The sequence below is a fragment of the Gudongella sp. DL1XJH-153 genome, assembly GCF_049310905.1.
Classification (GTDB): Bacteria; Bacillota; Clostridia; order Tissierellales; family Tissierellaceae; genus Gudongella.
Map to the genome: position 1 here is coordinate 18,275 of NZ_JBMEMN010000018.1, position 19,793 is coordinate 38,067.

Here is a 19,793-nt window from a genome sequence, read left to right on the forward strand (position 1 = left end):
GAGGTCTGGCTTTGTTTTCTTAAGGAGAGGGTAGTGTGTTAAGGCATAGAAATAGAATAATACTGCTTGGGATAGATATTTTTCTTGTCAATCTGTCCATTTTGCTGTCTCTATTCGTAAGGTTCGAGGGACAATTAAACGATCAGTTTATGCAGTATTTTGTAGTCTACAGGGAAAATTTCATATTGATAACAATAATCAAGATACTTGTCTTCTATTACTTTAAGCTTTACTCCAGTATCTGGAGATATGCCAGTATAAATGAGATGATAAAAATAGTATCGGCGAGTATAGTAGCAAGTGCGCTTATGATAAGTGTTCTTTTTCTAAAACAATCTGTGTTGCCAAGATCCGTTTATGTCATTGCAACATTGTTTGACATGATGTTTATTGGTGGTTTCAGGTTTAGTGTTAGAAGTATAAGTACCATGTATTTTGGAATCAAGAAAAAAGGACAGGTCAGAAAGCGAATCATGGTAGTCGGAGCAGGAGATGCAGGTGCCATGATTATCAGGGAATACAAGAATCATTACAGTTCCACCAGCACACCAGTAGTTGTTGTGGACGATGACAGAGCTAAGCAAGGCCAAAGGATCAGTGGTGTTCCCGTTGAAGGCGGGAGGGAATACATTCCTGAACTCGTTAAAAAGTACAGCATAGATGAAATTGTAATAGCAATTCCTTCTGCATCAAAAGTGGAGATTTCAGAAATCGTTAGAATCAGTAAGAAATCAGGTGCAAAACTCAAAATTCTTCCAGGGATCTATGAGTTGATTGATGGAATGGTAAGCGTTAATTCAATACGAGAGGTTCAGATTGAGGACCTTCTTGGAAGAGAGGAAATCAAGATTGATATTGATGAGGTTAAGGAGAATCTTCGAGGGAAAGCCATTATGGTTACTGGAGGCGGAGGTTCAATAGGATCAGAACTATGTAGACAAATTGCTATTCAGAGGCCTTCAAAAATTGTTATGGTGGATATATATGAGAATACTACATATGATGTCCAGAATGAGCTTAAAAACACCTACAAAGAATTGAATCTAAAGGTATATATAGCATCTGTAAGAGACAAACAAAGAATTGGGGAACTTATAAGACGAGAGAGACCAGACATCATTTTCCATGCGGCTGCCCATAAACACGTTCCTCTAATGGAAGATAGTCCTAAGGAAGCGATAAAAAACAATGTATTTGGAACATGGAACCTGGCGAGGGCTGCCATCGAATCCGGAGTGGATAGGTTTGTAATGATATCCACTGACAAAGCTGTTAATCCAACAAACATTATGGGTGCCAGCAAGAGATTGTGTGAGATACTAGTTCAATCTATGAACCCACTTTCCAATACAGAATTTGTTGCAGTCAGGTTTGGTAATGTTCTTGGTAGCAATGGAAGTGTAATTCCTCTTTTCAAGAAGCAGATTGAGGCCGGTGGACCTGTCACGGTTACACACCCTGATGTTATAAGATATTTTATGACAATACCTGAAGCTGTTCAGCTTGTATTACAGGCTGGAGCAATGGCAAAAGGTGGGGAGATTTTTGTACTTGATATGGGAGAGCCAGTAAAAATTATGGATCTTGCAGAAGATTTGATAAGACTTTCTGGATTTGAGCCATTTACAGAAATCCCAATTGATATTGTGGGTTTAAGACCCGGAGAAAAACTATTTGAGGAACTTCTTTTGGATGAAGAGGGAATACTTGAGACAAAGAACAACAAGATTTTTGTTGCAAAGCAATCCAAAATTGACTATGAGAAACTAAGCGGAGAACTTAACAGACTGTACGAGGTCATAATCTCGGAATCAGATGAGAAAACCAAGGACTACGTTAAAAAGTTGGTTCCAACCTATGTAGAGACAAATGAAAATGGTGTAAATCCTAGTTAGGATTTACACCATTTTTTTAAGTCTTAGAATCTTTTCTTCTTAAGATAAAGACCAAGTGCCATAAACGCTGCTCCAAATCCTGCAAATACTGTTGGGTCTGAAGCGCCAGTTGCTGGAAGTGTAGCTTGTGGAGTTTCTTCTTCCACTACTTCAACTTCTGGTTCTTGTTCTGGTTCAGGCTGTTGTTCTACAACGATAACTGGTGGTAATTGAGGAGTAGGTTCAGTATCAATGGTCAATACTTCTTCATCGTCATCTTCCTCAGGTTCATCATCGTCGTCTTCTTCCTCATCATCATCGTCGTCATCACGTGGTGGACGAAGTCTGTTTATAAATTCAACTTCCTCTGAGGAGCTTTCAAGGATTTCTGCTTCAACATTATTGTCTGAGAAAAGTCTAAATGCACTGTTTATGCTAACCTCTCTTACTCTGTATAGGCCATCTTCAAGATCTTCGAAGGTTAAGCTTCCATTACCATCAATAAAGCCATCATCAATGGTTACCCAGCCACCTTCACCTTGCACTTGCAGTTCAAAGTAGAATCTAGTACTCCTGCTTATATTATTCCCTGAGCTGTTTTGAACTATCTTAGTTACTTCGATTTCACCAAGCTCTGGTGGAGGAGTATCTTCTTCCCTAACATTGGTGAATATAGCTTCTCCCATATCACCATCATTTTCAAGTTTAGTTTCTTGCTCATTTTCGCTTTCGCTGTGAAGCATATATCCCTCTGGAATATTAATTTCTGTTACCCTATATTCACCTAGAGGCAAACCAGTTAATGTTTCAGATTCTCCACCTTCTAGTAGGACGGTACTTTCATCAATTTCTACCCAGCTGGTTTCCTCATCTTCTTCTACCATCATTTCTATCTTGAATTCAAACTCGGTAGTATCATCATCAATTTCTTCATCATCCTCATCGACCAATATCTTGGAAATTTCGATTGATCCTTGAGGAACTTTCATGTTTTCAAATAGAACTGAATCTTCAGGCTCATTTTCTGTAAGCTCTACTTTAAGTCCATTCTCACCGTTAAGAATGTAGCCTGTTTTTGATTCTTCAGTAACCCTGTACTCACCAAGCGGTAGAACCAAATCTAAGGAGCTTCCTCCTGCTACAACAAACGGACTGTCTTCTAGTTCAACCCACTCTTCTGCATCCTCATCATACATCTCAACGATAAATGAGAATTCTGTAGAGTCGACTATTTCAGATGCTTGACCAGGTGTAACTATTGATTTTATAATTGTCAACATACCATCCGGTATCTTAACATTAGTAAATAAAACTGAATCTGCAGGTTCTTCTTCTGTAAGTTCTACTTCCAGTTCATTTTCACTATCTAGCCTATAGCCAAATTCTGATTCTTCAGTAATTCTATATTTACCAAGTGGCAGATCCAAATCTAAAGAACTGCCTCCAGCTACAGCAAATGGACTGTCTTCTAGTTCAACCCACTCTTTTGCATCCTCATCATACATCTCAACGATAAATGAGAATTCCGTAGAGTCAATTATTTCAGATGCTTGACCAGGTGTTTCTACTGATTTTATAATTCTAAGTGAGCCATCTTCTGGAGTGTCCATTATATTGGTAAATGATACATATTTGCTATCGCCATTATTCTTTAACTCAATCTCAAGTTCGTTGTCAGTATCAAGAGTATAATCACTATCAATGTCAATTTCGGTTACTCTGTACATACCAAGAGAAAGTCCAGTTAAAGTATCTGAATCATTCCCGGTTAGGATAACGGGGCTGTCATCAATTTCCCCCCACTCACCTTCAACCTTCATCTCTACCTTGAACTTGAATTTTGTGTCATCATCTTGTATTACTTCATCATCCTCATCTGTGACGATTTTCTCGATTTCAATTTCTCCTACATACTTTGTATAGAATGTGATATTTGAAAGGTCTGGTTCTCCACTAGGATTGCTTAGGTCGCTGTTGTCAAAGCTTCCTGAGTAAACACCATCATCAAAATAGATTACATCGTTATCTGTTCCACCTTTTATTACTACAGCATAAATAGGATAATCATCACTTTCGAACTCAACTTCTATAGCACTTCCTGTTACTGTAATTCCATTGCTAGATCCTTCTGCTTTCCATGAGTTCCCTTTCCATTCAAACTTTGCTAGTTCAACATAAGGGTCTTCAAGATCCAGATTTCCTCCGCCTTGTACAGCAAAAGATACATGCATGCTTAGTATCATTGATAAAGCTATAAGGAAGGTTAATAGTTTCCTATACTTGCCCATCATCATTCTCACTCCTTTTCTTTTTTTTAGACTCTATGTTTGTGAGTCTATGTAATTGTGCATGCAATTTTCAGCTTTTAATTTCTACTTCTGATTAGTCTAACAACTATTATCCATAAGCTTCATCCCCTTATAATTATCCAAATAAAAAGCCGCTATGAATTAACATAGCAGCTGAACGGCCATACCCAGAACGGGCTTTAGACTTCGAGCTTTGCGCCCCTGGCTTTCGCCAAGTTTGCCTTTGTATGCTGGAGGCTTATAATAAATTTGGTAAATACATCCTAACATTTACAAACATTTCCTCATTAAAATACGAAAAGCTACCATGTTTTCACATAGCAGCTGAACTATCATAGCCTAATAGCTTTAGACTTCCCGCTTTGCGCCCCTGACTTTCACCAGGTTTGCCTTTTTTATGTTCTATCTTAACCTATTTATACCACTATTTTAAATGGCTAAACCACAATAGCATTAAAACATAAATTCAAAAAAGTGGTAAAACGTTGTCATCAGGGGTATATAGTTATTGCGTATTGATAAATAGATAAATTAAAGGAGGAGAGACAATGTTTAGAAACAAAAGAATCATCGGTATGGTAATGTCATTAGTCTTGGTTCTTGGGCTTATGATTATGCCAGCTACAGTATCATTTGCAGCTGGGCATGATACTCTTACAATTGTTCATGTCAATGATGTTCATGGAAGATTGGAAGAAAATGATTATGATGGAACTCTAGGGTATCCAAAAATGAAGACTTTCCTGGATGGACTAAGGGAAGAGGATCCAAATCTTCTATTATTACATGCAGGTGATTCATTCCACGGAACAATCCCAGCGAACCTGACTGAGGGAGAAGCAGTAGTTGACGTTATGAATGCCATGGAGTTTGATGCAATGGTTCCTGGAAACCATGATTTCAACTTTGGCTATGAAAGATTGCTTGAGTTAAAGGCAATGTCAGATTTTGATATTCTTGGAGCAAATGTTGTAAAAGAAGATGGTACATCAGATTTTGATCCATACATGGTTTATGAGATGGAAAATGGTATGAGAGTTGGAGTTTTCGGTTTAGCCACTGAAGAGACAAAAACAAAGTCTCATCCAAATAATACAATGGGTATAGAGTTTGCAGACATTATTGAATCAGGAAATGATGCAGTTGAAGCTCTTGAAGAAATGGAAGTAGATATTATAGTTGCACTTATCCACCTAGGTATCGACGAATCCTCAGTTGACACAGCATATAAGCTGGCAGACAATGTTGAGGGAATAGACCTTATAGTTGATGGTCACAGCCACGATGTAACTGGTGAGGAGAGAAACGGTGCATATATTGTACAGGCTGGAAACTACTTGAACCATATTGGTGTGGTTAAGGTATCCATGGTTGATGGAGAATTAGCATTCGAATCAACCCAGCATCCTTATGAGGAGCTTAAGGAACTTGTGGCTGATGAGTATATAGCTGGAATGATTGCGGAAACAACTGCACCAATTGAAGAAATGCAGCAAGAGGTTGTTGGAAATACTCTTGTTGAGCTTGATGGTGTAAGAGATAATGTAAGAGCAGGTGAAACTAACCTTGGTAACCTTATTACAGATGCTATGATAGTTGCTTCCGGTGCAGATGTTGCACTTACAAATGGTGGAGGAATCAGAGCAAGTATCGATGCTGGAGAAATAACTCTAGGAGAGGTATTGGAAGCATTCCCATTTACCAATGTATTGACTAATATTGAGGTGACTGGAGAAGAACTTATGTTAGCGCTTGAGCATGGAGTGAAGGACTATCCAGCAACAGCAGGACAGTTTCCACATGTTAGCGGAATGAGCTACACCTTTGATCCTAACCAAGAGGTTGGATCAAGGATAGTTTCACTTATGATTGGTGGAGAACCAGTTGTAATGGAAGAAACCTATATGCTGGTAACTAATGACTTCCTTGCTGCAGGTGGAGATGGATACACAATGTTTGAAGGAAAAGAGATCCTTGCTTACTCTGGATTGCTTTCAGAGGTACTTGAAGATTATCTAAGAGCTAATCCTGAAATAAGCCCAGCTGTTGAAGGCAGAATAGTAGCACTTCCTATGACTGAGCCTCCTGCTGAGCCAGAGCCAGCACCAGAGCCAGAGCCGGCACCATCTGAGGATATTGCATATGTAGTTAAGCCAGGAGACTGGTTGTCCAAGATTGGGGCAGCATATGGAGTAGAATGGAGAGTTCTTGCAGAGTATAACAACCTTGCAAATCCAAACTTGATATTCCCAGGACAAGTTATTAATATACCACAATAATAAATTAAAAAGATTAATATGATTAATTTGGGGGAGCCTGGCTCCTCCAAATTTTTTTGTCTTTTTTTAAGATCATATAGGTACATTTTCATCTCTTCTGCAATGTAAGAAGTAGAAGGGAGGTGAGACAATGGCGATAGAGGTTATGGCAGAAAAGAAAACGTTGAAGCTTGAGCTTGATGCTGGAATCGTTGATGGTAGACAAAGGATTTCTTCAAAATCCTACAGCAATGTCAAGCTGGATGCTACTGATGACAACATTCATGTATCCGGAGAGACTCTTGCAGGGCTTCAGAATCTTCCACTGATGAAAGTCAAGAAAGTTGAGGAATCAGTAATTACAAACGTATAGTAATATGGGATTATTTTAAGGAGGAGGTGAAAGGATGGTAACAACAAAACTAGAAATGGATTTTCTGGATGATCAGAACAAGAACTACAGAATCAGCATCAGTGAACCAAGAGCTGATCTTACGGATATGGAAGCAATTGCTGCGATGGATTCGCTGCTTGCAGCAGGTGTGTTCCAGTCTAGAAATGGTGACCTTGTAGGAAAGGTCGGTGCAAGAATAGTAACAACTACGGTGGATGAAATGGTAGTTTAGAAAGAGGGCCTTTGGCCCTTTTTCCATTAATGAGTTACCTGGGGGACGTGAGTTACCGGGGGGACGTACCCCGCGGGCACATTTTTTCAAAGGAGAGTGATAATCTTGGAAGATATTTATTCAAGTGTTGCCAATCTGGGCTTTCCAATTGTTATCTCAGTCTATCTGCTGGTCAGGATAGAAGGGAAACTGGATGAGCTCACAAAGAGCATCACTGAATTGGCGCATGCCATAGCAAAATAGGCAGAAGAAAAGGCAGAATCAATTGATTCTGCCTTACAACATTATTAAGGAACTAAAGGGTGTCGTTGGTTTCTATTGGTGATGACGGCAATACAAGGTTACCTGATAAGTCTCTTATATATGATGGTGAATCAATTACTCTTACTGCATATTCAGATTCAACTGATGTACTCTTAGGTGAAATAATAAGTGTATCAGGATAACTTGAATCCAAAGTTGTTGCATACTCATCTTCACTTAAGACCTTGTTGTCTGCAAGTCTTGTAACTTCAATGTCCCTTCTGTAAAGGCTAGCACCGTCATCCTCAAGATCCTCGCTAAATTCAATCTCCAGATTGCCGTTTCTGATGTCAACCCTTTTGCTTACTAGCATCGGAGCAACTTCATCATGAACGTCGAAGCCACCGTATGCAACACCAGTGTCAATGGATGTTCTAATGTTATTCCTTCGTACAATTGAAGCATCCCCATCCTCTATGGTAGTAACTGATTCGCCAAGTATTATAGTAACAACATTTGTTCCATCAGCTATGACTCTTGAAACATCTATACCATCAAAGTCAAAGTCAGTAACCGCTGCTTCGATGATGGGCATGTTGAATTTCACTTTAACAACCTCTGGTTCAGTAAGAACTGCCTGCTTTCCAGGAATCGAGCTGTAGAAATCTACAACATTCGCTTCACCAGTGGAGCTTTCATCAAATTCCAAACTCAATAGCAGTGGGTTAGTAAGATTTCCAGAAACGCTTCTAAGGCCAACAACTTCAAGTTTGGTTAGGTTATCTTCCATCCCAACCATTGTATCTTTTCCAGAAATAGTATCTGGAAGAGTAAGGGTTAGAGTGTTTCCTGCATCATCAAGATATATATTTGTTCCTGAAGATAGTGGAAGCTCTGATCCATCGAATGTCATCACATAGTTGGATGTGTAGCTTGCACTTTGTCTGTCCATTTCCTTGTCAAACTCCATTACGATAATATTGCCATATCCTGTGTAGTTAAGGAGTCTTGGTCTTTCCAGATCCTTCATTTCAAGAGTGGTTCTGTAATCCTTGATTGTCGTACCCGATAAGTCCTTTACTCCTGATATGTCCAGTCTTAAATCTCCTGCCGGAAGCGTTGTATAGAGTTCGAGTGTAAACTCTCTGCCTTCTCCGGTTACCTGTCTGATAAATATGTTCCTGCCGCTTGAATCTCTCAAACTGTAATATGAGGTATCATTAGCTTTTACATTCTTATTGTATGTTACCCTGATTGTTTTTCCATCCTCTGATACTATTGCACTTAAGACCTCGGGATCTCTGGTTTCATCCTTTGGAGTAAGTTTGAATTCCTTTATTTCCATCATATTGCCCCAATAGTCTGCAAAAGTGTTGACATAGAGGGAAATTTCCTTTGTAGGAAATGGCTGTTTTTCAAACAATCCCACTACCTTGTTTCCGTCAATTATAATTTCATCTGCATAGTTTATACTGGTGCCTTCCCTTTGGAATATATTGCTTCCCTGTGTTGCGGAAGGATCAATATCCTCTGAGAATACCAGTGTAACTCTTTCTGTTGTAACGTTTATACTGTCAACTGCAGGAGCAACTTTATCCCTGTCAACTTTAAACTGTCTGTAATCAACATTCATTCTCTTTCCTGAATAATCTTCCAGCCCGGAAGTCTCAATGGAATATGTTCCTGACTGAAGAACTGTACTGGTTGAACTGTAGCTTAAGGTTATGTGGTTATCCTCTAGTACAGGATTTCCAAGAGTGTTTGTCTGATTGAAGCTGAAGTTATTCATAGTTGGTATTGTTCTTATTGGCTCCGAGAAATATATTCTTATTCCCTTGTAACCAAGTACATCAATGCCTGTTACTCTAGGTGCGTCATCATCAGATGCACCAAATGCTTCGTTTATATCAATGGCTTCTCCTGATTCTGAAAGGATATTTGCAGCCTTGATTGTGTATTGGTTATTATCAGTCATTGTTCCATTAAGTACCAAGACGATTGTTCTGTCACTGTCTTCAAACCTTACATTGTTGATTGTACCTGCGCTTGTTGAATAATTGTAGGTTGATGATGCAAGTGTTGTATCAACTGCCTTGTTGAATTTGAGTTTAATCTCCTTAAGATTGTCTGCGTAAACATCCGTCAGATCAAACTGTATGCTGGAGATTCTAAATGACTTATAGGATGTTGCCTTTGTATCTGTATAGTATCTGTATTCGTATTCACCTAAAACCAGTCCATCCACATCAAAGCTGAAATCCCCGTCAAGATCCAATGGAATATCATAGTTCTTTGCAGTTCCCTGAGATGTTGATTTGGGTCTTATGTTTAGTTGGAGTTCGTCTATTTCATCATCATTTACTCGTCCACTGAAGGTCACTCTATCGTTTCTTATAACTGTTGTTTCAGTAATATCTATTGGATTAAGTCCAAGCATAGCAGCAAGGGGAGTAGAACTCCCCTTCATGTTTAAGCTTAATGCATTTACAACCATTGCAGCTACTTGTCCTCTGTTAAGTGTGGCATCTTTTGAAAAGCTAAGACCTTTCATAATTCCGATACTCTGTGCAAAGGCGGGAACACCATGCCAGTCCTTTGCTTCTTCGTTGTATCCAAGTGATCTCAAGAGAACTGTCTGAAACTGCTGAACTGTAACACTTTCTGTGATACCAAATCTACCTGTGTTGTCACCTTGAATCAAACCTTCATCCCTTGCCCATAAGATATATGGGATGGCCCAGCCGTGCTCAGGTCTTAGATCTGGGAAGGTATTATTCGCGACATAAAATTCTGCCTCGTCCTCTTCACCGTATAGCCTTGAAATAAGTACTACCATTTCTTCTCTTTTGAGATTCTGTTCAAGCATAAGATCTCCGCTAGGAGTACCTCTTAACACACCCAAGTCCTTTAGGAAATCACCTTCTTTGGTGTAGGGACTTGCTGCTGAAACCGGTGCTGCCAAACCCAGAAGCATTGTTAATGCAAGGGCTAAAGACAATATTTTTTTCATGGAATCAATCCTCCTTGTTCTTTATTCCTCATGATTGTATTATACAATAAATAGAGGGTTAAAGATATTACAATTAGGTTAAAGAGCTTATGATATTAATTTAGCTAGGTTTTGCTAATTTACTCAAATTTTGGGTATACGAAATTAAGGAGGGATGCTTATGGAAAATATATTAAACTCAATGGTAATACCATTTGTAAAAAACGTAGCATTGTCAATAATTGTACTATTGGTTGGACTTGTTGTGATCAGAAGGATTACAGAGTTTGTAGGGAAACAGGTTGAAAGGTCAAAGATGGATGATACACTTAAACCTTTTATGATGTCACTAATAGGTGGAATCCTGAAGGTATTGTTGCTTATCAGTGTAGTTGGAATTCTTGGAGTTGAAACTTCATCATTTGTTGCTGTCCTTGCTGCTGCAGGTTTTGCTATAGGCCTTGCATTTCAGGGATCGCTTTCAAACTTTGCAGGTGGAGTACTTCTACTGATAGTAAGACCAATCAAGGTTGGGGATTACATCGAATCAAATGGCTTTGGCGGAACAGTTGAGGCAATCGATATACTTAACACAACTTTAAAGACTCCTGACAACAAGGTGGTATATATTCCAAATGGAGACCTGTCAAACTCTAGTATAGTCAATTATTCAATAAAGGAAACAAGGAGAGTTGACTGGAAATTTGGTGTAGGATATGAGCAGGATGGAGACAAGGTAAAGAGAGTTCTTAATGAAATCGTAACTGCACACCCACTTGTTCTCAAAGATCCGGAGGTGTTTGTAAGGATGAGCGAACACGGCGACAGCGCTGTAGTATTCACTGCAAGAGCATGGGTAAATGCACCGGATTATTTTACGGTTTTCTTTGATGTTATGGAGACAGTAAAGAAGAGATTCGATGAGGAAGGAATTTCAATTCCATATCCTCAAATGGATCTTCATATGCCGAAGTAGATCATTAGGGCAGGGGAACCTGCTCTTTTTTGTTATCCTTTTTTAATCCCTTTGTCATTTTTCTGTCACCTCTTATCATTCTCTCGTTGGTATAATTAAGTTGTCAAAATCACTAAGGAGGGAACAAAATGACAAATATGAAAAGAGTCTTATCTCTTGTACTAATCCAAGTAATGGTCCTTACAGGAGGAACAATGGGATTTGCAAATGAGATGGATGAAACAGATGTTGAACCAATATCAGCACCAGTTGAAGAGCAGGAATTTGAATATATAAGGTTTGAAGGGGAAGTTGAGGAAGTTGATGAAGGTGACGACAATTTTAGAATCCTTGTTAAAAGGGATACGGAGGAAGGACTTGACGCCCTATATGCATATATCCACGAAGATATGCTTCTATTAAGTGAAAAGAATATGGATGCTGCAGTTAAAGAGGATATCGAAGTAGGAATGGATGTTTCAGTAATCTATCATAAGACAACTGTTATGGCTTTAAGCTATCCGCCACTTCTTGGACCGGATGTAGTTGTTCTTCATGACGGAGAGGAGCATTCAACATATGTTGAATATTTTAATGAGGATCTTTTAAGTGCAGACGGGTCCCTTGTTTTGAATATAGCAGAAGAAACAGAGATTATTGATTTTGAGGGCAATGCATTAACAGAAGAGGATTTATATGAAAGAGATCTTGTAATATTCTATTCAATAGTTCTTGAAAGCTATCCTGCACAGACAACTCCACACAAGATTATTGTGATGCCTGAAAGAGAAGAGGAGACTCCAAATGCAGCAATAATTCTTACAGAAGAGGTAATAACAACTGATGAAGGTGTTAGGATGATTCCTTTAAGAATGGTTGCAGAAGCTTTGGAATTTGAGGTGACTTGGGATGCTACTGATAAATCAGTGGAAGTTGTAAAGGGACCTAACTGGTCGACTCTTACAATAGGAAGAAATGTATATAATTTTGCAAAAATGCTTGTTAAGCTTGAGTCAGCTCCGGTTCTTGTAGATGGAAGCACTTATGTGCCAATGTCTTTTGTAGAGCAGGTACTTCAGGCAAATGTTGAAATAAATGAAAATGGAAGCGTGATAATAACTGAATAGTTTCTCCTTATAATCCGACTGGAATATTACAATTATATTTCAGTCGGCCTTTTGTTGTGGTAGCACAAGATAGTATTGGGTATCTATATTATGCGAAGATGATATAAAAAAAGGAGGTCTTTGAGATGAAAGTATGGAGCCGCGGGTTGGCGATATTGCTTGCGGGAGTTTTAATTCTTGGTAGTGGAGCTGCTTATGCAGTAAGCCCAAATGCGATTGCCAAAGAGAAGATGAATCCTGGTAGAATGAAGGCGATGGAGAAGATAGGCAATTTGATGGAAGTGATGACTGGAATTGTCGATGATGTTGAGGTCGATATCTTTTCAATGGAAAATGGCAATGTTGGATTGATTGAAGGTCGGATTGATATCAATGAAAAGAAATACGACTTTGAGGACTTTATGGGCAACACAAAGCTTAAGGTCAAGCTTAACAATGTGACAGTAAACATTGACTCTGAAGGAAATTTCAGTCAACCGATGCCAATGTGGAAAATAGAACCATTAAGTGTTAGAGTTTATATGGGCAAGATTCTGGTTTATTCCAATGTAGAAGATGATCTTGATGAGATTAGGGATGAGATAGATCTCGAAAGAGCACTGGATAGGGCAGAAGCAGCTATAGATAAGCTTCCGGAGGATTTGGATGACTTGACCATTGAGGATATTAATCTTGTGGAAAGAGCAAGAATTGCAGTAGATATCCTAGGTGAAGTAGTGGAAAGAGACTCAGATGAAGAAGATATATATGAGAGTTATCTAGTAATTGTTGAAGACGCTGAGGATATGATTAGAGACATTCTAGAAGAGCTAATTGAATGGGAAATCGACCTGGACGAAACAGCAGTAGACTCAGGAATGTATTATGGCAAGCTTTTAATTAACAGAAGCATATCCGAAGAATTGTTGGTAATTGTAGACTTTGATGATGTTGATGCAGATGATATGGAGCTTGAGATTGCTCCAAACGGTCATGTATGGTTCCAGACTGATGAAACCGATTTTGAAGTACGTGTAGAATTGGATGGAGTAGAGATAGAAGAATTGACAGTAGACTTTGATTAATACAATCAATCCCCTCTTAAGTGAGGGGATTTTTTTCTGGTAACTCTTTAACGCAATGGGTATAATGTTCTTAAGGGTTAAATGAGGAGGTTATGCCATGGAATTGTCAAAGGATGTCTTGTTGAAGGAAATTCAGGATTTACGGGATGAAAACAAGAGATTGAGAAAGCAGATGGAGGAGTTAAATACCAGAGACCGACTTACAGGGCTGCTAAACAGAGGGGCTCTCTATGAAAGGCTTGAGTATGAAGCTGTTCGGACTGCAAGAGGTCAATCCTATCTAAGTCTTTTGCTTATAAGGATATCGGATTTCAAAGCTCTTGTTGAAGAGCATGGAAGGGATACGGCAGATGTTCTTGTCAAGTTGATGAGTCAGGCTATTTCCGAATCTGTAAGATCTGTTGATATTGTTGGAAGATATGAAGACGGAGGCTTTTTATTGCTATTGCCTGATGTTCAGCCAAACAAGGGAGCGATAGTTTCAGAGAGGTTGAAAAAAGCCATAGACAAGCAGATCAGCCCCATGGGAATAAGAATCAAGTACAGTGTTGGAGTTAGACTGTACAAAGGAGAACCAATAAATGAGCTTTTAAGCGAGATTGAAAAGCTTGCTGCCAGCTCTGAGGTAGAGGGAATTGGAAGAGCGCACAGGTAATTATTCTTATTTAGCATATAAAAAGACCGAGAGATTTAAACTTCTCGGTCTTTAAAAGCTTTTTGACTAATTTATAAACATCTGTGTCCAATAGATTCTTCCATTGTCGTTGTATACCCCGACGCCAAGGTTTCCGAAATTAGTGCTCATAATGTTCTTACGGTGACCTGGTGAGTCCATCCATGCCTGAACAACTATCTCCGGTGTTGGCTGTCCCATTGCAATATTTTCTCCAGCATATCTGTAGCTTATTCCAAACTCTTTCATCATTTCAAATGGAGACCCGTAGTTTGGAGAAGTATGTGAAAAGTAATCATAAATTGCCATATCTTTTGACTTTTCATAGGCTACCTTCGACAGTTCAGCATGCAATTTCAATGGTTTTATGCCTTCTGCTGCTCTTTCGATATTTACAAGATCAAGAATTCTCTGGTTGTAGTCAACAGTTGTCTTAACCTCGGGAAGTGCCCTGTACTGCTCGTACTTGATTCTTAGAAGGACAGTTGCGGCCTCACTTCTGGTAAGGGTGCTGTTGCCTCTAAATGCACCATCCACATACCCAGTAAGGATTCCACTTGAATAGGAGTTAAGTACCGCATTTTTGGTTTCCGAACTACCCAGAGATGATATTTCCCAGATATCCTTAATGAGCTGCTCGTATTGTGGCAAATCTGCCTGTGGTCTGTAATTTTGGTGGTCCAGTACATTTGATACTATTCTTGCCATGTTGTATCTTGATATTGGTGAATTAGGATTTGCTGATGTTTCTTTGCATGCTATTCCAAGTGAAATAGCCTTGCTTATGTATCCGTCTGCCCAGTGTGTTCCCTTTGAAGGGATATCTTTGTAGCCAAGTATTGACATTGTTGACTTTATAAACTCAGCTGTAGTTATTGTGTTTTGTGGTCTGAAGGTACTGTCCGGATATCCCTGGATTGCACCCTCTCTAATAAGCAAGGTTATATTTTCGTGGTACCAGTCATTTGTATTCACATCACTGAAGCTTGCTGCCTCAGCCTTGAGTGGTTGTATTACTATTATAATGGCTAGAATAAGGCCAAGAATTTTTCTCATTATTATCACACTCCCGTTTGTATTTTATCATTCTGTAAAACTACTTTCAATTCAAAATTTGCACAAATAAAAAACAAATACTGTGAAAGGTTCGTAGCTATCCTCTTCATTGTAAACTCTCCTTTCGGTAGCTGGCTGCCTTTTCAGGCCCTGTAGCTTTGCGTCCCTTCCTCTCGGTAGGTTTGCCTTTACGTTTGACAGTATACAAAAGGATTGACCTTTTTGTATTTGTCATAGTGGGTTGCTATTTAATTATTATCTTTATTATACCACGATGGAACATAAAATCAATTATGTAAACTAAATGTAACAATTGAAAAGACAATTAATATCTAAGGTCTAAGAATTTCTAGTTAACAATAAACAACGAACAACTTAGAACCAAGAACTAAAAGCGAGATGTCTCGACAAGCTCGACATGACAGGTTTTATTGTCTTCCCGACCGAAGTGGAGGGATCTAGAACCTAACTGGGTATTGCGAAAGATTCTTCACTGTCTATTATACGGTGTTCATTAGCCTATCTTGCTTTGCAATATAAGCTATGCCATAATAGAGATAGAATTCGTTAACGGAGGTTGTTGCTAATGTATTTGAATTGTTTTGATGAAGTGAAGAGTATTACCAAGGAGCTTGTCAGGATTCCAAGCATTGTAAAGACAAGCGGTGAAAGCGACGTGGCAAAATGGATTTACGACTACTACATGAAACTGGACTACTTCAGGAAGAAGCCTGACCAGGTTGTATTTCAGCAGACTATCAATGACGAGATAACAAGGCACAATGCCATTGCACTGGTCAAGGGTACAAAGGGTGAATCAAACAAAACAGTGATACTTATGGGTCATATTGATACCGTCGGTGTGGATGACTTTGGTACAAACAGGGAAGCTGCGTTTAATCCTGACAAGCTTCCGGAAGTTCTTAGAGGGATGAATGTCTCCAAAGAGGTTCTTGAAGACATAGAATCAGGTGAGTATATGTTTGGCCGAGGTTCTCTCGATATGAAGGCTGGAGTGGCTGGTCATATGTATCTGATAAAATACTTTTCCGAGAATCCAGAGGAACTTGACGGTAATCTTATAGCAATAGCAGAGTGTGATGAAGAGGACAATTCACACGGAATAATATCGGCTTTAAAGATTCTTAAGCAGTGGAAGAAGGAGCACAATCTCCAATATGTGGCTGCAATAAATGCCGATTACTCAACACCCTATCACAAGAAGGATGAAAACAGATACGTATACTTCGGTACAATCGGCAAGTTGCTACCTTCCTTTTATGTAACTGGTAAGGAAACCCATGTTGGGGATTCATTTGGAGGATTTAATCCAAACACGCTTGTTGCAGAAATTACAAGAAAAATTGACCTTAATCCTGAGCTTTGTGATGAAGCACAGGGAGAGGTAACCGTACCACCGACAAGTCTCAAGCAGACAGACACAAAGGTTGGCTACACTGTACAGACTCCCCTTGCAGCATACAGCTACTACAACTTCTTTACACACAGCATGAGTCCAAGGGATGTAATAGTGAAGATGAAGGAAAAAGCTGAAGAGGCATTTGATGAAGTGCTCGAGCGAATGGATGATTCCTACAAGAAATATTGTGAAATGGGAAATCATACTTATATGCCGCTTCCATATAAAAAGAGAGTATACACCTGGGAAGAGTTCTACAACGAACTTGTAACCATACATGGGGAAAAGTTCAAGCTAAATATTAGAAACTTTGCTGCTGTTCTAAATGAAAAATATCCAGCCATGGACTTAAGAGATTTTTCAGTGGCTGTTATTCAAGAGGCTTGGAAATGGTCCGTGGACAAGTCCCCCGTTGTTGTCATTTACTACTCATCCCTGTTCTCATCAAGAATTGAGATGACAGGAAAGACTCCAAATGAAAAGTCGCTACTTGACTCTGTAAAGGGTTCAATCGACCTTGTACAAGGGCATTCTGAAAAACCAATTGTTATAAAGATGTTCTATCCATATATTTCTGACTCAAGCTTTATGGCATTATCAGATGATCCAGACGAGCTGGTTGCTCTTGAAAAGAACATGCCCTCCTGGGGAACAAAGTACAACCACCCAATTGAGGATGTAATGGATATCAATGTGCCTGTTGTAAATATTGGAACCTATGGCAAGGACGGCCACAAGTTCACTGAAAGGGTTCATATGAAATATACCTTCGAGAATGTGACCAATATGACATGTAATACGATAAAAAGTCTGTTGGGATAGAAAAAAATTCGATGTAACCTAAATGTAACTATACTCCCTCTTTCTAATGGGTATAAGAATTATATGGGAGGGGGAGTATTACTTATGAATAAAAAGACATTATCCATACTTATGGCACTTGTCCTGATTATAGCATCAGGTTCAACTGTATTTGGTGATATACAAGATAAACTAGACGGTCATTGGGCTGAGAATACAATAGACAAAACTTTTGCGAGCCATTACTTTCCATATCTTGCCAGGGATGATTTTCAAAACTTCCAGCCTGATAGCGAAATTTTAAGGGAGAGTTTTACTCTTTCTTTGGCATCATTGTGCAAGGAAGAGGGTTATACTGTTTTAGGAATTGAAACTCCAGGAGCACTTACAAGAAAAGCAATGGTGAGAATTATAGGAAATAGGCTGATGGAAATTGGTCTAGATTCAGCAGAAGGTCATAGTCTTCCATTTATGGATATATCATCAATGGATAACGAAGCAATTAATTCCCTGAAGCTGCTTCACAGGGAAGGCATTGTAAAGGGTGAGAGCAACAGTGTTTTCAATCCGGGTAGGAATCTGACACAGGCTGAAGCTATAATTGTACTTCAGAGGACCCAGTCTGCCATTAGAGGTTATAAGGAAATTGAGTTCAGGACCCTTGGAGTCACCCAGAACTACACCAACCAAGAGGAGGTTGTAACACGAGTATCTGACAATGTTGTGAATTTGGTTATAACCAAGGAGTTTCCAACACCTGGATATACAATATCCGTCGAGAACATTCTAAGAGAAGATGGGTACTACAAGGTCCACTTTAAGATAACACCACCAGATCCAGATACAATCCTAGCTCAGGTAATAACATACAAGACAATTACCATTGAAATAAGCAAGGAAGAGCTGGGAGAGCCACCATATGATTTTGTGGTTGAAGGTTTCAGGGATATGTAAATAATGATTAGTGATTGCCGCAGGATTTCCTGCGGTATTTTTACGAGCTGATTTAGCGCTTTAACAGAAAGGGACAGTATGGTAAAATCTATGTATAAGAAAATCGATTCTTACTCTAGATTCAACTAGTTTTCTTTATTTCAATTTTCTGATATAATTAAGGTTAATTATTTTTGCAATAAAGGAGGGGAAGAAATGATCAGTTTAGCTGAAAAGGGCAACATCTTAAAGGAATCTGAAAAAAAACTTGCCGTTGCTTCAACCCATGAGAAGAACATTGCTCTTAAGGAAGTTGCACATTCAATAGACCAGAGCAGGGAATTTATCCTTAAGGCCAATTCCTTGGATGTTGAAAATGCAAGATTGTCAGGAATGAAGGAAGGCCTCGTAGACAGGCTTATGCTGGACCATGGAAGGATTGATGGAATCATTGAAAGTCTTTATACGGTGATCAAGCTTCCCGATCCAATATGGAAATCCGACAGGGTATGGACCCTGGAAAACGGACTTACAATATCAAAAATGACAGTGCCTCTGGGAGTAATAGGAATAGTTTACGAGTCCAGGCCAAACGTTACAGTTGACGCATTTGGGCTTGCTCTGAAATCAGGTAATGCAATTCTTCTAAGGGGAAGCTCGACGGCCATCCATTCAAATGTCGCTCTGGTAAAGGCTATAAAGGAAGGCTTGCAAAAGACTGAAATTCCTGAGGGCGTTGTTGAATTTATAAACGATACTGACAGGGATCTGGTGCTGGAAATGCTAAAGAGCAACGACTTTTTGGACCTGGTTATACCAAGGGGAAGTGGAGCATTGATAGATTTTGTAGTTAAGAATGCCACGGTACCTACACTTCAGACCGGTGAGGGAAACTGTCATGTATATATAGATGATACAGCTAATCTCCATGACGGAGTAAAGATTGTGGTAAATGCCAAGACCCAGAGGGTCGGTGTATGCAATGCATGTGAAACTCTTCTTGTGAACAGGAAGGTTGCAAAGGAGTTTCTACCAATGGCCTATGAAGCACTAAAGGACAAGGTTGAACTGAGGGCCGATGAGGAAACAAGGGAAGTGATCCCTGCAAAATCTGCAACTGAAGAGGACTGGGCAACTGAATTCCTTGATTTCATTCTTGCAATAAAAGTTGTGGAGGATGTGGATGAGGCAATAGACCATATAAATAAATATGGTACGAAACACTCAGAGTCCATAATAACTGAAACTCTGGGCAACGCCCTTAAGTTCCAGCGGGAAGTGGATGCATCCACGGTTTATGTAAATGCATCAACAAGATTTACAGATGGCGGTGAGTTTGGCTTTGGAGCTGAAATGGGAATAAGTACCCAGAAGACCCATGCACGGGGGCCCGTTGGACTTGAACAGCTTGTAACAAACAAATACCTTGTTATGGGTCAGGGACAAACCAGAAAGTAGGAATATT

15 protein-coding genes and 3 riboswitches are annotated in these 19,793 nt (G+C 39.3%); of the genes, 12 read left to right on the forward strand and 3 right to left on the reverse strand.

Annotation, left to right across the window (positions count from 1 at the left end; all coding sequences use genetic code 11):
• Positions 1 to 35: 35 nt before the first annotated feature.
• Positions 36 to 1,895 (forward strand): polysaccharide biosynthesis protein, encoded by a 1,860-nt coding sequence (locus ACOEN1_RS08205; RefSeq protein ID WP_422486354.1) that lies wholly within the window; start codon positions 36 to 38, stop codon positions 1,893 to 1,895.
• 23 nt (positions 1,896 to 1,918) lie between these two features.
• Here the strand turns inward: ACOEN1_RS08205 and ACOEN1_RS08210 are convergent, their stop codons facing one another.
• On the reverse strand, positions 1,919 to 4,165 hold the full coding sequence (locus tag ACOEN1_RS08210; protein ID WP_422486356.1) for a DUF7601 domain-containing protein: 2,247 nt from the start codon (positions 4,163 to 4,165) through the stop codon (positions 1,919 to 1,921).
• 163 nt (positions 4,166 to 4,328) lie between these two features.
• Positions 4,329 to 4,415: riboswitch (cyclic di-GMP riboswitch) on the reverse strand.
• An 84-nt stretch (positions 4,416 to 4,499) separates the two neighbouring features.
• Positions 4,500 to 4,584, reverse strand: a riboswitch (cyclic di-GMP riboswitch).
• A gap of 147 nt (positions 4,585 to 4,731) precedes the next feature.
• Here ACOEN1_RS08210 and ACOEN1_RS08215 point away from each other — a divergent pair.
• The 4 genes from ACOEN1_RS08215 (at position 4,732) to ACOEN1_RS08230 (ending at position 7,310) form a co-directional block, all read left to right on the forward strand.
• Entirely contained in the window at positions 4,732 to 6,462 is a 1,731-nt protein-coding gene (locus tag ACOEN1_RS08215) for a 5'-nucleotidase C-terminal domain-containing protein (protein ID WP_422486358.1), read from the forward strand.
• A gap of 130 nt (positions 6,463 to 6,592) precedes the next feature.
• Entirely contained in the window at positions 6,593 to 6,814 is a 222-nt protein-coding gene (locus tag ACOEN1_RS08220; protein WP_422486360.1) for a DUF1659 domain-containing protein, read from the forward strand.
• 34 nt (positions 6,815 to 6,848) lie between these two features.
• A complete protein-coding gene (locus ACOEN1_RS08225) occupies positions 6,849 to 7,067 on the forward strand; it encodes a DUF2922 domain-containing protein (RefSeq protein ID WP_422486362.1) in 219 nt (72 codons plus the stop codon).
• A gap of 105 nt (positions 7,068 to 7,172) precedes the next feature.
• Positions 7,173 to 7,310 (forward strand): YvrJ family protein, encoded by a 138-nt coding sequence (locus tag ACOEN1_RS08230; RefSeq protein ID WP_422486364.1) that lies wholly within the window; start codon positions 7,173 to 7,175, stop codon positions 7,308 to 7,310.
• A gap of 52 nt (positions 7,311 to 7,362) precedes the next feature.
• Here ACOEN1_RS08230 and ACOEN1_RS08235 read toward each other — a convergent pair whose 3' ends face one another.
• The gene (locus tag ACOEN1_RS08235; protein WP_422486365.1) at positions 7,363 to 10,320 is read right to left on the reverse strand and encodes an S-layer homology domain-containing protein; all 2,958 of its coding nucleotides are present in this window, start codon (positions 10,318 to 10,320) and stop codon (positions 7,363 to 7,365) included.
• A 160-nt stretch (positions 10,321 to 10,480) separates the two neighbouring features.
• Between ACOEN1_RS08235 and ACOEN1_RS08240 the strand changes: the two genes are divergently transcribed.
• The 4 genes from ACOEN1_RS08240 to ACOEN1_RS08255 all read left to right on the forward strand — a co-directional run bounded on the left by ACOEN1_RS08240 (position 10,481) and on the right by ACOEN1_RS08255 (position 14,100).
• Positions 10,481 to 11,275 (forward strand): mechanosensitive ion channel family protein, encoded by a 795-nt coding sequence (locus ACOEN1_RS08240; RefSeq protein WP_422486367.1) that lies wholly within the window; start codon positions 10,481 to 10,483, stop codon positions 11,273 to 11,275.
• Positions 11,276 to 11,403: 128 nt separating this feature from the next.
• The gene (locus tag ACOEN1_RS08245; protein WP_422486369.1) at positions 11,404 to 12,381 is read left to right on the forward strand and encodes a copper amine oxidase N-terminal domain-containing protein; all 978 of its coding nucleotides are present in this window, start codon (positions 11,404 to 11,406) and stop codon (positions 12,379 to 12,381) included.
• Positions 12,382 to 12,506: 125 nt separating this feature from the next.
• The gene (locus ACOEN1_RS08250) at positions 12,507 to 13,445 is read left to right on the forward strand and encodes a hypothetical protein (RefSeq protein ID WP_422486371.1); all 939 of its coding nucleotides are present in this window, start codon (positions 12,507 to 12,509) and stop codon (positions 13,443 to 13,445) included.
• A 97-nt stretch (positions 13,446 to 13,542) separates the two neighbouring features.
• Positions 13,543 to 14,100, forward strand: coding sequence for a GGDEF domain-containing protein (locus ACOEN1_RS08255; RefSeq protein WP_422486373.1), 558 nt, complete (start codon positions 13,543 to 13,545; stop codon positions 14,098 to 14,100).
• Between the two features lie 66 nt (positions 14,101 to 14,166).
• On the opposite strand, the gene ACOEN1_RS08260 is transcribed toward ACOEN1_RS08255, so the two are convergent.
• Positions 14,167 to 15,174 (reverse strand): S-layer homology domain-containing protein, encoded by a 1,008-nt coding sequence (locus ACOEN1_RS08260; protein WP_422486375.1) that lies wholly within the window; start codon positions 15,172 to 15,174, stop codon positions 14,167 to 14,169.
• Positions 15,175 to 15,297: 123 nt separating this feature from the next.
• Positions 15,298 to 15,371: riboswitch (cyclic di-GMP riboswitch) on the reverse strand.
• A 389-nt stretch (positions 15,372 to 15,760) separates the two neighbouring features.
• Here ACOEN1_RS08260 and ACOEN1_RS08265 point away from each other — a divergent pair.
• The 3 genes from ACOEN1_RS08265 (at position 15,761) to ACOEN1_RS08275 (ending at position 19,786) form a co-directional block, all read left to right on the forward strand.
• Positions 15,761 to 17,416 (forward strand): M20/M25/M40 family metallo-hydrolase, encoded by a 1,656-nt coding sequence (locus tag ACOEN1_RS08265; protein ID WP_422486377.1) that lies wholly within the window; start codon positions 15,761 to 15,763, stop codon positions 17,414 to 17,416.
• Between the two features lie 84 nt (positions 17,417 to 17,500).
• On the forward strand, positions 17,501 to 18,349 hold the full coding sequence (locus ACOEN1_RS08270; protein WP_422486379.1) for an S-layer homology domain-containing protein: 849 nt from the start codon (positions 17,501 to 17,503) through the stop codon (positions 18,347 to 18,349).
• A 195-nt stretch (positions 18,350 to 18,544) separates the two neighbouring features.
• The gene (locus ACOEN1_RS08275) at positions 18,545 to 19,786 is read left to right on the forward strand and encodes a glutamate-5-semialdehyde dehydrogenase (RefSeq protein WP_422486381.1); all 1,242 of its coding nucleotides are present in this window, start codon (positions 18,545 to 18,547) and stop codon (positions 19,784 to 19,786) included.
• Positions 19,787 to 19,793 lie beyond the last annotated feature (7 nt).

Coding starts and splice junctions, on each gene's coding strand:
- ACOEN1_RS08235 (WP_422486365.1), bottom strand. CDS start 10,320: ATGAAAAAAATATTGTCTTTAGCCCTTGCATTAACAATGCTTCTGGGT.
- ACOEN1_RS08215 (WP_422486358.1), top strand. CDS start 4,732: ATGTTTAGAAACAAAAGAATCATCGGTATGGTAATGTCATTAGTCTTG.
- ACOEN1_RS08210 (WP_422486356.1), bottom strand. CDS start 4,165: ATGATGGGCAAGTATAGGAAACTATTAACCTTCCTTATAGCTTTATCA.
- ACOEN1_RS08270 (WP_422486379.1), top strand. CDS start 17,501: ATGAATAAAAAGACATTATCCATACTTATGGCACTTGTCCTGATTATA.
- ACOEN1_RS08245 (WP_422486369.1), top strand. CDS start 11,404: ATGACAAATATGAAAAGAGTCTTATCTCTTGTACTAATCCAAGTAATG.
- ACOEN1_RS08225 (WP_422486362.1), top strand. CDS start 6,849: ATGGTAACAACAAAACTAGAAATGGATTTTCTGGATGATCAGAACAAG.
- ACOEN1_RS08260 (WP_422486375.1), bottom strand. CDS start 15,174: ATGAGAAAAATTCTTGGCCTTATTCTAGCCATTATAATAGTAATACAA.
- ACOEN1_RS08265 (WP_422486377.1), top strand. CDS start 15,761: ATGTATTTGAATTGTTTTGATGAAGTGAAGAGTATTACCAAGGAGCTT.
- ACOEN1_RS08250 (WP_422486371.1), top strand. CDS start 12,507: ATGAAAGTATGGAGCCGCGGGTTGGCGATATTGCTTGCGGGAGTTTTA.
- ACOEN1_RS08220 (WP_422486360.1), top strand. CDS start 6,593: ATGGCGATAGAGGTTATGGCAGAAAAGAAAACGTTGAAGCTTGAGCTT.
- ACOEN1_RS08240 (WP_422486367.1), top strand. CDS start 10,481: ATGGAAAATATATTAAACTCAATGGTAATACCATTTGTAAAAAACGTA.
- ACOEN1_RS08255 (WP_422486373.1), top strand. CDS start 13,543: ATGGAATTGTCAAAGGATGTCTTGTTGAAGGAAATTCAGGATTTACGG.
- ACOEN1_RS08275 (WP_422486381.1), top strand. CDS start 18,545: ATGATCAGTTTAGCTGAAAAGGGCAACATCTTAAAGGAATCTGAAAAA.